A 13,930-nucleotide genomic window follows, 5' to 3' on the forward strand; every position below is an offset into this window, starting at 1 on the left:
GTGTCACCAACACTAGATATTATAGAGCCCTTTTTTACTTTTCAAAGATCAATCCTTGTTGTAAATAAATCCGTGTTCTGAAGTTGTAGAAATTACAATAGCCAAATGCAATCTGTTTAATCAATTTAATTTTGTTGTTTAGCCCTTCTGTTACACCAATTGAAAGTTTCACTTTAAACGCATTGGCGATACCAGAATGATAGCGATAAAAGATCTTGAATTTCTTTTTGAATGATTTAGGCAAGGTAGAGTCTATGTGTTTCAGCGTTTATTGAAGAAATAGCGTAGAAGCTGCACAAACGTAAAGGCCTTTCTTAGTTCTTCGCTATAACTCAGGAGTTCGTCAATCACTTCTCTCTGGCTAATTTCCTTTTTGAACAGCCGATGATAGTGCCGCTTGAGCGGCTCTATCTTGTCCGAATCTTTGAGTAAAGTTTCCAATAGTGCTTCAGTCGGCGGTATTTCTTTTGACTTTCTGAACTAGAGAGGCGAAAACGGTTCATGATTTGTACGCGCAAGTGATTGAAATTCCGATTAACGTGCTGCACAATATGAAAGCGGTCCATGATGATTTCCGCATTGGGAAAGGCCTATTTTAGTAGCTGATTATAGCTGAAGTTCATGTACATGAAAAGGAATTTGACATTTAGTCGCGCCTTTCGATCCAGCGACGTATTTCATAGATTTGAATTCATCCATACATAAAACAGCGGGCTAGTATTTTTTGTTTGGTTGATAGACCTTCGTCGCTTCTCGCAAAATCCGAGTGATGGTTCCGTCAGAAACAAAGTATTTCTTTGCGATTAATTTGCGGGACTGATTTTCAAATAGCTCCATGAGTATCGCATGTTTCAGTTCTTTCGTTAGTTGTTGGTGATCATCAACTACGTCCGTTTTGGCAGAAAACTTTGTGCCGCAAGCATGGCACAAGAAGCGAGAACGTTTCAATTCTAAGATAGTCAGCTTTTCTTTGATTCTTAGCATCTGAGAATGGGACGTATAAGGAGCCATTGCGAATGATTTCTAAGGAGCCGTAGTTTTTACAACGACAAGGAAATGTGATTAGTTTTACTTTAATGAATTGGGCTTGAACCCCTTTGTATCTTCTTTCTTCGAGCCAATCGTCATCGAAGTGTAAATGTATGTCTGTTAATCCAAGTAAATTTCTAGTGTGATTATCCATAGAGGGGCTCCTTTGGTTGAGGTGGTTTTAGAAGGCTAAATCTTACCAAACGGTAGTCTTTTTTTGAATTGAGGACAAGTAAAAAGTGTTGGTGGAAAATCGGGGTCGATTTTCCACCAACACAAAATATTATAGAACCAAAAAACTAAATGAACATATATTATCGTTATTGGTAATGGGTTCGTTCGATTTTTTCTCACTTATTCCTTAATCGCTTACAAGGATTTTATACAATAGTTATTTATACTAAAGCACTCAAGTGGCGAATAATTTTATCATTGTCTTGATTTTCCAACTCTTGAATAATATGCAGATACGTTTCCTGAGTGGTTGTCATGCTTGAATGCCCTAACCTTCTAGCAACACTCGCAATGGAAACACCCGCAAAAAGTAGCAAAGAGGCATGAGTATGACGTAAACCATGTATAGTAATGATTGGAACATTTGCTTTTTTACACAACGCTTCAAGTCTTTTATTGATTGTTGAATTGAACACTCGTCCATTCACAAATATCAAGCTATCTTCATTCATATTCTTGGTTAATTGAGAGAACTGCATACTAACCTGCCAATCAATTTGAATTTTTCTTTTTGAGGATTCATTTTTTGTAGGTTGAATTTCACCATTTGATTTTTTGTAATTCCACGTTTTAGTTACTGTTAGACTCTGGTTGAAATAATCAAAATCTTTTGGAGTTAAGGCAAGAGCCTCTGAAAAACGTAGTCCAGTTTTTGCGATAAGCAGAATAAACCAATCCCAGTTAATTTCTTTTTCTAATTCCAATTGCTTAAGTAAAGATTGTAACTCAAATTGATTCAAAAACTTTGGTTTCTTTTTGCAAGGCTCTTTACCTTTAATAATAATTTTCCGAGTAGGATTTTTCTCAATTAAACCTTCATCAACTGCGTCCAAAATAGCCCCTTTTATTTGATGATGAAAATCCATAGTTGTCTGCTTTTCATGGGTAATAGCATATTCATTCAAAAGTCTTTGATAATTTCTCCGATCCAAATCAGATAATCGTAGATTAGGTGCCAATTCCATAATCCTCTGATGTGTTACGTAATATTTGTCCAATGTAATCTCTCGAATCGCTCCAACTTTATAAAGTTCCAACCATTCTTTAAAGTATTGGTGAAACAGTACATCCTTTTACCTTTTTCGCATACAAAATACCTCCTGAAATAGTTATTCAGATTCCATCATAACTATTTTTAGAAGGTAATACTTTTTTATATGAACATTTTTTTAGGAAAGCAGATTTTAAAATATTAAGTTGAGTAATTAGATTCTGTTGAATATCGACAATGTTGTCGAATTGTTTGAAGAAGATTCCTATTTGTTTTTGTTCCTCTAATTCTGGATAAAGCAAATTCACTTGTTTTAAATCAGAATTATGAAGATGAACAACAGATTTCCCTTGAGCCCTCTTAGTCATTTCTTTCTGTTGTGTCCCATTAGAAATAGTCAGCGCTAAAAACACTGAATCAATAAACTTTTTGGGTCTGATAATATTTAAATCTCCACCAATGATAATGCCAGACTTTTCAATAACAGATGCCCTAGATATATCTTTTGACGTTTCACCTGATGCGGGAACAATAACTTCATTTCCCTTACTAATTACGGAATTATCTTTTTCAATAGCAAAAGAATCAACATTATTGATTATTGTTTGGTACTTGGTATAAAGCCTTCCGTATAATATAATTGGATTCCCAATTTCGGTTAAATCATTTTTTGTATAGCCATTCCCCTTTGAAAAGTTCGCTAACCCTGCTAATTTACGCTGTTCCCATTTCTCGTCAAAATCCGCAAATCGTATTTCAGGTACTTTCTCCCCATTCTTAGGAAACATTTTCTGTAAGTAAGCCTGCTTCAACTGCTTTAATAAGTCAAGTTTACGCTGATGAAGGGCGATAGAGTTGTCGAGTTGTCGGAAAAACAATCCTATTCTCTGTTGTTCTTCCATACTAGGAACCAATATAGATGTTTTCAAGAAATCTTTCGCAACTAGATTGGTCATCATTGTTGCTTTTGTGGTTACTTTTCTAAGAATATGTCCCATGACATTTTCATTGTTAATATAATATTTCCAAAAACTTAGATCGTAATTTACTATCGGTCGAAACACATCAAAAACGTGTGAGACTATACCATCACCAATATCGTTTTCAACAAAACGACCATAAGAGTAATTTTTATTTTTATTTCCTTCAAAAGCAATATCTCCAACTCGCATGATATTATAAGTCCTCATGTAATCTTCCGTTGATTTCGATTTATCCTCTTGATCCTTATAATACATATTTGCTACTGAAATAATCTGAGATGGACCAAATGACAAATCATTTTTTTCAATGACCTTTTTATATATCTTATTAAACTTACGCAGTTCCCAATCGTCAAAACAATAGTAAGGTTAAAAATAGTACATTAATTGATTTCTTTCCCTCCTTGACTTTCCCCAAAGAACCCGTATCATAGCTTATGAAAGTTTGCTGAGGCGGAGGATGGGGAGAGAGCTTGCTGAGAATTAAGAAGATTTTTAACAACAATGTTGTCTTGGTGATTGATACGAAGGGTCTGGAGCGGATCTTGATCGGCAGAGGGATCGCCTTTCGGAAACGGGTTGGCGAAACAGTCGAGAAGGATAAAATCGAGAAGACGTTCGTGGTGGATTCGCCGAATGTGGCGGATCGGTTTGTGCAGTTGATCGAGGAAGTTCCGATCAATCGGCTGGAGATGGTGACGGTGATCATCAAGGGTGCGGAAGCGGAGCTGGAGCGGACCTTTGATGGGAATACTTATATAGGGTTAGCGGATCACATTAATTATGCGGTGAATCGGTTTAGAAAGGGCGAAACGATTCAGAATGCGTTGTTATTGGAGATCAGGAAGTTTTATCCGAAGGAATTTGCGGCGGGGATGAAGGCGCTGGAGCAGATCAGCTATTATGAGGGGATCGAGCTGAATGAGGATGAGGCGGGCTTTATCGCGCTTCACTTTATCAATGGCGGCTTGAACAATGATACGGCTCAGACGTTATTGACGACGGAGATGCTGCAGAAGGTGGTCTTGATCGTCGAGGATTGTTTGGGGATTGAGCTGGATACGGAATCGCTGAATTATGTTCGTTTCGTTACCCACTTGAAATTCTTTATTCAACGTGTCATAATTAACGAACCGAGGCAGGAGTCGGTGCCGGAGATGTTTGAGCAAGTCGTTCAATTTTATCCGAAGGCGACGGAGAGTGTCGGGATCATCAAACATTATCTACAGGACAAGCTGGCTTGTCGGATCTATCCGGAGGAGGAGATGTACTTGATTCTCCATGTCCAACGGTTAATTAAATAAACGGGATTGTAACTGATTATGCAGGCAACACCCAAGCAAGGGATGAAGAGTCTCTTGTTTGAGTGTTGCCTTTTTTATATGCCAAAAAAGGGGGAAGCAACATGGATAAGTATCAAGCTTTGGTGTCATTTATTTTGGAAAAGGTCGGAGGAAAGGAGAATGTGTTGAGCGTCACGCATTGTATGACACGGCTGCGTTTTACCTTGAAGGATGATTCACTGGTGCAGAAAGAGGAAGTCGTGAAATCACCGGATGTCATGAGTGCACAGTTTGCCAGCGGACGGTTTCAGGTAGTTGTAGGGACAAATGTAGCGGATATTTTTCAAGTGGTTCAGGAGCAATTGAATGGGAAAACTGTCGAGGCAGCGGAAGAGAAAAAAGGCTTAGTCAGCACTTTAGTGGATACCATTACCAAGGTGATTACGCCAGTCTTAGGGATATTAACGGCTTCTGGTCTGCTTCAGGGGATCTTGGCTTTATTGACAGCGACAAATGTTTTGTCGGTTAATGATGGTGCGTATATTATTTTACATGCGATGGGACAGGCGGTCTTTTACTTTTTACCTGTGACATTAGGCTACACGAGTGCGAAGGCCTTCAAGATGAATCCTTTTGTGGGGATGATGCTAGGGGCAACGTTGCTGATTCCAGAGTTGATGACGGGATTGACGAGCGGCGATGCTTTGTACACCTTGTTTAAGGAGACACTGTTCCAAACGCCGGTGTTTAATACCTTCTTTGGTATTCCGATTCTTTTTCCGTCTAACGGCTATCAGTACACCGTGATTCCGATCATTTTTATTGTGTATGTCGGATCGAAGGTGGAAAAATGGTTGAAAAAAGTCGTGCCGACAGTGATTGCCCACAACGTGAATTCCTTCTTGACGATCCTAATCACGGTTCCTTTAGCGATTTTAGTGGTTGGTCCAGTCACGAATGTTCTTAGCTCACTGATCAGTGCGGGCGTGTCAGGGTTGTATGGTATTTCACCTGTAGTGACTTCTTTAGTTGTCGCGTTGCTATATCAGCCATTAGTTATCTTTGGCTTGCATTGGCCGATTTCAGCGATCGGGATCACGAATTTGGCGCAATCAGGTGTGGACTATATTTTCCCAATGTCCTTTACCTCCAACTTTGCGCAAACAGCGGTTGTTTTGGCTGTCTTTTTACGGACGCGTTCGAAGGATCAAAAGGCTTTGGCGATTCCGGCGATGGTATCAGGCTTGTTCTGTATCATCGAACCGGCGATCTATGGGTTTAGCTTGCCAGTGAAAAAACGTTTTGCTTATTCTATGATTGGTGGCGCGGTTGGTTCATTGATCTTGGCGTTAACTTCTACAAAAATGTACGCGATGTCCTTTGGTATTCTTGGATTTGCGGCCTTTATCAATCCTAAGAGCGGCAGTATGAATGGCGTGATTCTTGCGGTCATTGCTTCCGTCGCTACAGCTGCGGTGGCCTTTGTCCTTACGTATATGACGTTTAAGAAGGAAGAAGATGTCGTTGATCCAGAGGAAAAAAGCTTAGTGAAAGCTGAAGTGCTGGTGTCTCCTTTAGAAGGAGAGATCAAACCCATCGAAACGGCAGATGATCCAAGCTTCGCCTCAAAAGCGTTAGGCAACGGATTCGTGATCGTTCCTGAAAAAGGGGACGTTGTTTCTCCAGTATCAGGCACTGTCGAAACAGTTTTTCCAAGCGGGCATGCGATTGGACTGGTTAGTGATACGGGTATCGAAGTGTTGATCCATATCGGGATCGACACTGTTGAGCTAGAAGGCAATGGCTTTAAACCTTTAGTTGAAAAAGGTCAATCAGTGACGCAAGGTGAGAAAATCTTGGCCGTCGATTTGGAAAAAATTGCCGAAGCTGGCTATTCTATCGAGTCCTTTGTGACGGTCACAAATTCGGATCAATTTCTCGATATTCTTAGTCAGCAGGATGGTCATGTTAAGACTAAGGACAAAGTAATGACTGTCATTCCTTTTAATAATCAAGCAGAAACAATCAATTTAGCGGAGGTAAATTAAGTGAGAGAAAAGATTTGGGGCGTACTAGCTGGCGGAGCATTAGGTGACGCGATGGGAATGCCGACAGAATGCTGGTCGCAGGAAAAAATCCGTCAGAATTTTCCCGATGGAGTGACCGAATTAATCGCTTCGAATGAAAATGATGTCTTTGGTCGGAAATTAGCGGCGGGAGCGATTACGGATGATACGTTAAATGTGCTGATGATCCTGTCCATGATCAAAAAGAATCAAGGAGAGATTCGGGTGGAGGACTATATCGCAGAGCTGCGAGAGTGGAATGACAACTCGCCAGTTTCCGCATTTGTTTCAGGACCTTCCACCTTGAAGGCATTGGATAAGATCGCTCAAGGAGTGCCGATTGAAGAGACAGGTGTCACGGGAACAACGAATGGGGCATCGATGAAAATCGCGCCGATTGGATTGATCAGTGATTATCGTGATTTAGCTGCATTGGTGAAAAATGTCGCGGAAATCTGTCTGCCGACACACAATACGAAAATCGCAATTGCAGGTGCCAGCGCTGTAGCAGCAGCCATCAGCTATACCGTTCGAGGCGGTCAGTCCATTGAAGAAATCTGGTCAATCGCCTTTGATGCAATCAACGCAGCCAAAGAGTACGGACACGATTTTCCAGCTGCTTCCTTAACCTTCCGTATGAATCAAGCACGAAAGATCCTCCGGCAGGAAGCGAATGAGCAGCTTATTTTGCAACGATTGTACGAAGAGATCGGCACAGGAATGGAAACCATCGAAACGATCCCCAGCGCCTTTGTGATCGTCGAATTAGCCCAAGGCGATCCATTGAAGGCCGCACAATTAAGCGTATCCCTAGGCTGGGATACCGATACGATCGGCGCTATCAGTGTAGCGATCTGCGGCGGAATGAATCCCGAACTGCCGAAGGAAATGATCCAACAAATCGAAGCGGTCAATCAGTTGGATTTTGAGCAGTTGACGGATGATGTGGCGAGATTTGTAAAGTAGGTAGTTGAAATTTAGAATAATGAAACTGTCCTACAGAAAAAAATAAATTAACAAAAAACTTCCAATGAGGCTTGGGAAGAGCTATATCGCAGAATAACTTCCTGTATAGAGCTGTCGATGTCTTAAACATTGACAGTTCTATTTTTTATTTTACTATCTGATAATTAATGGTGCTATATTACTTCATGTCGAAAAATTATGGTGGAAGTAGTTGTTACATTAGGTACATCATATTCGATGTTCTTTTTTAAACTAAATAGGAGAAGTATCCCTCCTCTGTTGGTCATATCACTTTTTTTGTTAATATTTTCAGTTATAATAGAATCAATACTAAATAAGGATTGAATTTTATTATGGTAACCATTTATATGGATGGGCAAGACAAGACGAATCAAATTAAAGACTGGTGTATAAAATTTGATGAAAAGACCCAAAGAGCAGAATTAACAGTTTATTTTCCATCAGGGAAGAGTTGGTGCCGGCCTTTGAGAAACTGTCAGGTAGAGCCGTGCAGGGAGTTTAATAGTGATCTTCTTATTCACACAAGTTACTATTGTAAAGAGTTTGAACGAGCTGTTGAGTATGGAAACAGATTTATTGTTGTGAAATATAAATATAACAACGAATTAGATGTTTTGAAATCTGAAAATGTCTCTTTTATTCCTAAAACGAATTTGGAAAATGAAGATCTGTTCAAATACTTTACGGAAATTGCTGCTGAGAGAGTTTCTACCGCAGATACTGACACTAAGAAAAGTATTGCAGAAAATTGTCAGCGACAACTTAAAAAAATTACGCCCTTTCCAGGGAATGCGCTGTATGCTTATTGTTATGGAAAAAATGAAACGAGAGAAGTCCCCGAAAATTTGATCTTTCCTTTTGGAATAAACGCGAATCAACTGCAGGCAGTCACTAATGCTTTTTCCTCTCAAATAAGTGTCATAGAAGGACCACCAGGAACCGGAAAAACGCAGACAATACTGAACATAGTCGCAAACATTTTACTAAAAAATGAAAAGGTAGCGATTGTTTCAAATAACAATGAAGCCGTCATCAACGTTTATGAAAAGATGAGTAAGGATGATTTGGATTATTTAGTGGCGGAGCTCGGTAGTGTAGATAATAAGGATAAGTTTTTCTCGACTATTAAAACCATTCCTAAAGCAACAAAGAGTTCTGAGATTGAAATCAAAACCATTCAAGAGAGCTTTGAAAAAGTGAAGAATTATTTGCAGGTAAAGAACAAGTTTGCTCAATTTAGTGCGGAAATCAAAGAATTCGAAACAGAAAGACATTATCTAGAGGAATGGCGCTCTGAATATCCCTCAGTAAAAATGGTTGATGTTCAAAAATATAAACTAAGTCCCCAAAAAATGACTGATTTGATGGTGTATATCAAGTACTTAGCGAATAGACATGTTTCTCTTGCAGATAGATTCAGGCTTATTTTGAACTTTAGAGTATTCAAAACGGATTTTTTGAACGAACCGTTAGAGCAGATGAACTTTATTTATAGTTTACAATTCTCATACTACGATAGACAAATTGAGAATCGAAAAAAGAAGCTCAAACAGCTAGAAAAGACTCTGAAAAACGCTAAATTTGATGATACATTGGATAAGTTAAAAAAAGATTCTCTGCTTTTTCTTAAACAACATTTAGCAAAAAACATAAAAGAAGAGAAAACGACTTTTACTACTAAAAGCTACAAGAGCAAAAAGAATTTCAATGCCTTTTTGAATAGATTTCCTGTTGTTGGTAGCAGTACGCATTCCATTATAAATTCGGCAGCTGAAGGCTATTCATTCGATTACATCATTATGGATGAGGCCTCTCAGCAAGATATCGTGCCAGGGATTCTAAGTTTAGGGTGTGCAAAGAACATCATTATTGTAGGTGATAGAAAGCAATTACCTCATATTCCGGAAAAATCGAAACTTCAGTGTCCATCAGAATACTATGATTGTTCTAAATACAGTTTATTGGATTCTGTCACCAAAGTTTTTGAAAATGAAATACCAATGACTTTATTGAAAGAGCACTATCGATGCCATCCTAAAATTATTCAGTTTTGTAACCAACAGTTCTATAATAACCAACTTATCCCGATGACCGAAGATAATGGAGAGCAAGCGATTGAGATTATTACTACTTCTAAAGGGAATCACACAAGAAATTATTCCAACCTTCGAGAAATCGAATCTCTTTTGGCTGTAAGGTGTTCCGAAGAAAAGAATGTTGGATTTGTTACTCCATATAGAAACCAAGTAAAATTAGCTGAGCAAGCCTTATCAGAAGATTATATTAAGAAAACGGTGCATAAATCTCAAGGAAGGGAATACAATGAGGTGATCTTTTCTACAGTTCTTGATAAAAAGAGCTCTTATAAAGGAAGTAGACAATTCGTTGATCAATCCCCATTGGTCAATGTAGCTGTTTCAAGGGCAATTAAACGATTTACACTTGTTACTGGAGACAATGTTTTTGATAAAGAAAGTAATATTGCTGCATTGAGCAGATATATTAAGTATTATGCTGAAACTGACTTCATCCATGAAAGTCCAGTAATTTCTGCTTTTGATTTATTGTACAAGGATTACGATAAATCATTGGAAAAGCTAGCCGCACGACTTTCAAAATCAAACGCTGAACATAAATCGGAGAGAATCATCGATATATTGTTAAAAGATCTTTTGATCGAAGAAGAATTTAATTCACTTGTTTCACGCAAACAAATTTACTTGTCACAACTCGTTTCCGTTAAAAATAACTCTTTTACTAATAGAGAGTTAGAATTCATCAATCAGAAGTCTAGCTGTGATTTTATTTTATATTATAAGGTTGGAAAAACGCCCTTATGCGTTATCGAAGTTGACGGAAGCCATCATGATGAAGAAGTCTCAAAAGAAAGAGATGATCAAAAAAATTCCATCTTAGAGAAATCGGGCATTCCACTACTCAGATTGAAAACAATCGAAGGGAATATTGAACTGAAATTACAGAATTTTATTAAAGCATGTCTATCTAAAGATGTAATCATTTAAAGCCTGTATAGACTGAATCAAATAGAGTCCAGAACCACGATTATTCAACCTAGCTAGCGCTGCAATTAATCCAATTGTGGCGCTATTCATTTTAATAACCTATCTTCTAAAAATCACCAAAAAGTCATTTTCTTGTATGTTTTGCAATATTGAAGATATAAATACACAAAAAAGTCATTATTTAATTGAAAACACTTTCATTGATAAATAATCCATGTTTTAATAATAATAAGAATAATTATTTTATAGGAGGGTGAACATGGAGAAGAAGCGTTTTAAGATGTATAAGAAGAAAAAAACGTGGGTTGTAGCGCCGATCGTCTTCTTGGGATTACTGGGTGCTTCTGCATTTGCAACGGATGAGCAGGCCGTCTATGCAGATGAGGTTGGGAAGGAACAGGTGGTTCAGGTTGTCGAGTCGGAGCCTGCAGCGGTGGAGGAAGCTGCTCCAATAACCGAGAATCAAACGAATGATGCACAAGGAGAAGTTGCAGAAACACCATCGGCAACTGAAGCGAGCGAATCAACAGAACCAACGGACCCAAATAAGCCTGCTGAAACGGAAGGCACTTGCGAAACGACTGAGCCAGAGGTTCCGAAGGAGGATCAAGAAGAGACGACGGATACACAGCCGAAGGATCAAGAGGAAACGACGAATTCTACTGATTCTACGGAGGTAGACGAAGGAAAAACAGAGGACACTACAGCTTCTGATTCTACAGAAGTGGTTGAAACACCAATGGTAGATAGCAGCACTAAAGAAGAGGTGGTCAAGGATGAATCTGCAAGTAATAAGGCTGTAGCTGCGACCACAACAACACAGCCAAAAGTAGCTGCGGCAGCACCAAAAGCAGCGGCTGCTGCTGCGACGAAAGCGGCGACTAAGGCTGCTCCAGCGCAAACGATCGCGATTTACCGTGTGTATAATCCGAATTCTGGTGAGCATTTGCATACGATGAATGTCCATGAGAAGAATTATTTAGTGAAGCTGGGCTGGCGCAATGAAGGGATCAGCATGCGGGTGCCATTGACAGGTAGACAGCTGTTTAGAATTTATAACCCAAATTCTGGCGAACATTTCTTTACCCTGGATGCCAAAGAGCGAGACCATTTGAAACGTGTTGGCTGGCGTTATGAGGGGATTGCTTGGCACACGCCTTGGGCTGGAATGCCGATGTATCGGGTATTTAATCCGAATTCAAGAGGTGCGGGTTCTCACCATTATACGATGCTGCTGAGCGAACGGAACCACCTATTGAAGCTGGGTTGGCGCAATGAAGGGATTTCTTGGTACACCTTAGGCGGCGCGCAGCCAATCGCTCCGGTTGAACGGACATTGAATGTGCCATATGTGAGTCAATATGTGCCTGTGTTTAGTCCGTGGGGCTGTGCTGGGGCTTCCATGACGATGCTGCTGAGATACAAAGGGAAAACGGTCGATCTGAAATATGTTCAGGACAATTTGCCAATGTATCCGAATGATAAAGGCGGCCAAAAGGGGAATGTTTACACTGGCGCAGGCTTTGGCTGGGTAATCACCCCAGATTCCTTAGCGAATTATGCCAAAAAATGGTATAAGAATGTCTCAAACATCAGTAATGTCAGCACCCAAAACATCGTAGACCGCATCATCAATGGCAATCCGGTGCTGTACTATGGCTATTCTTCGTATCAAGCGAATACGATCCGCAATCACTGCAAGGTCATCGCAGGCTACAAGGACAATAAATTCTTGGTCTACGATCCGTTGTACTATAGCGCAAACGCGAAGGCTGGATCAGGTGGTCCCAATAAGACCTATGACCGAGGCGCGATGGCATGGGTATCAATTACCGACTTTGCCAAGGAATGGGACGGCCGAGCGATTGGTGTTAGCTAATATCAGGGGCTATGTGCTTCTTGATTGCTGAAACTGATGGAAAGTAGGATCGAAACTTAGGAGGTTAGACAGTTTAGGCTGTTTGACCTCTTTTTTTGATGGTTTTATTAAAAAAGAATACCGAAAATCAGAATATTTTTGTAAGGGTTTTCATTATTTTATCCTTGGATAAAGTTTGATATGACAGCGATTAGCAGCTGAAAATCATTATTATTTATTTCAAATTAATTTTTTGGAGTGTAAAAGACGTGACAAATGGCGTATTTTGTTGGTGTAGATATCTCAACTAATAATGACTAAAATCTAACTCGAAAGGAGGAAGACGTTTGACCGAACACGGATTAAGCAACCAGCAATTATTCAGACTCTCCCGTCGGACATTGGAGAACCGCATTCGCCATTTCTACCAACAAACAAAAGATGAGAAGGCCACCATCGAAATGTTGATTACACTGCAGGTAAGGGAAGAATTGTGTGAGGCGGATTTTTCAAATATCCTACGAGGAATGGTTCAACATATCTTTCTAAAAACACGATCCACCGCCGCGATGCGACGCTATTATTTATATTTTACAGATTATTTTGGCAAAAAAGACTGGCAATTATTGTCGGTAAAATTATTTCCAGCACAAACATTTATCGCGGAAAAGCTTGAGCAGCTCTATACCCAAGTGATCAAAAGACCCTTGGCAGGATTAGCTGAATCATGACCGTACCGCGAGAAAGGAAGGTGAAAAAATAAAAAGAAAGGATTGAACGAAATGATACGAACTTTTACATTAGATGCAGAATTCGCGGATAGTGATGGCAAAGCGCGCCATCTCCGCTTAAAAAACGTTGATCCAACCAAAACGGCGGATCAAATCAAGACAGCCTTGACTAAATTAACCAAGCTTGACCTGTTTGAGAAAGACGGGGTCGGCTTATTTAAAGAGGTGCGCCACGCGACCATTATCGAAAAGATCGAAGAAACGATCTTTGATAAAAGAATCAATGAACAAGCAGAGCCATCAGGGAAAGGGATGGAGACTGCAGAGGCACCGACTGTCGAAGCCCTCTCTCCAGTAAAAGCTGAGTCTGCGAAGACTTTTGAGGATTCCCAGATTCCTCAGGATGTGACCATTACGGAGGAGCGTCCTGAACCGGGCGTGTTGATCCAGGCGATCGGATTACCGATAGGGTGTGATCCTTGGTCTTTGAATGAAGAACAAGCCTTTAGCCTGATACTGTCCTGCATGCCAGCAGGGGCAGCGCTATTAAATATCGAAGTCGATGATCAGTCCGTGCCGGCGCGACTGATTGTTACAGAGGCGATTGAGGAGAAGGCTGTCCAAACAGAGGCCTCGGATATCGATGAATCGCTGCCAGAAAAACCGAAAAAAAGACGAAAGCGACTCATTGACCGCATTCGCAAACGAGAATAGCAGATGATTATCGCCTCATCAAAAATCCAAC

9 protein-coding genes and 1 pseudogene are annotated in these 13,930 nt (G+C 40.0%); 7 read left to right on the plus strand and 3 right to left on the minus strand.

Annotated features, from left to right (window positions below; genetic code table 11):
* Positions 1 to 34: 34 nt before the first annotated feature.
* The 3 genes and pseudogenes from RV13_RS14945 to RV13_RS14955 all read right to left on the minus strand — a co-directional run bounded on the left by RV13_RS14945 (position 35) and on the right by RV13_RS14955 (position 3,492).
* A pseudogene (locus tag RV13_RS14945) lies at positions 35 to 1,183 on the minus strand (transposase).
* Positions 1,184 to 1,424: 241 nt separating this feature from the next.
* Entirely contained in the window at positions 1,425 to 2,222 is a 798-nt protein-coding gene (locus RV13_RS14950) for a site-specific integrase (protein WP_373278379.1), read from the minus strand.
* 154 nt (positions 2,223 to 2,376) lie between these two features.
* Positions 2,377 to 3,492: a restriction endonuclease subunit S gene (locus RV13_RS14955; protein WP_249024488.1), complete on the minus strand. Its 1,116-nt coding sequence runs from the start codon at positions 3,490 to 3,492 to the stop codon at positions 2,377 to 2,379.
* A gap of 218 nt (positions 3,493 to 3,710) precedes the next feature.
* Here RV13_RS14955 and licT point away from each other — a divergent pair, with 218 nt between their 5' ends.
* From licT to RV13_RS14995, 7 genes are all read left to right on the plus strand, one after another.
* Positions 3,711 to 4,541 (plus strand): BglG family transcription antiterminator LicT, encoded by an 831-nt coding sequence (licT, locus tag RV13_RS14965; RefSeq protein ID WP_060789202.1) that lies wholly within the window; start codon positions 3,711 to 3,713, stop codon positions 4,539 to 4,541.
* 101 nt (positions 4,542 to 4,642) lie between these two features.
* Entirely contained in the window at positions 4,643 to 6,568 is a 1,926-nt protein-coding gene (locus RV13_RS14970; protein ID WP_060789201.1) for a beta-glucoside-specific PTS transporter subunit IIABC, read from the plus strand.
* The gene (locus tag RV13_RS14975; protein WP_060789200.1) at positions 6,569 to 7,552 is read left to right on the plus strand and encodes an ADP-ribosylglycohydrolase family protein; all 984 of its coding nucleotides are present in this window, start codon (positions 6,569 to 6,571) and stop codon (positions 7,550 to 7,552) included.
* A 353-nt stretch (positions 7,553 to 7,905) separates the two neighbouring features.
* On the plus strand, positions 7,906 to 10,596 hold the full coding sequence (locus RV13_RS14980) for an AAA domain-containing protein (protein WP_060789199.1): 2,691 nt from the start codon (positions 7,906 to 7,908) through the stop codon (positions 10,594 to 10,596).
* A gap of 259 nt (positions 10,597 to 10,855) precedes the next feature.
* Complete coding sequence (locus tag RV13_RS14985; RefSeq protein WP_060789198.1) at positions 10,856 to 12,475, plus strand: C39 family peptidase; 1,620 nt, start codon at positions 10,856 to 10,858, stop codon at positions 12,473 to 12,475.
* Between the two features lie 326 nt (positions 12,476 to 12,801).
* The gene (locus RV13_RS14990; protein ID WP_060789197.1) at positions 12,802 to 13,185 is read left to right on the plus strand and encodes a hypothetical protein; all 384 of its coding nucleotides are present in this window, start codon (positions 12,802 to 12,804) and stop codon (positions 13,183 to 13,185) included.
* A gap of 51 nt (positions 13,186 to 13,236) precedes the next feature.
* Positions 13,237 to 13,899: a DUF2922 family protein gene (locus tag RV13_RS14995; protein ID WP_060789196.1), complete on the plus strand. Its 663-nt coding sequence runs from the start codon at positions 13,237 to 13,239 to the stop codon at positions 13,897 to 13,899.
* Positions 13,900 to 13,930: the final 31 nt, after the last annotated feature.

The organism is Enterococcus raffinosus (assembly GCF_001886185.1).
GTDB lineage: Bacteria > Bacillota > Bacilli > Lactobacillales > Enterococcaceae > Enterococcus_A > Enterococcus_A raffinosus.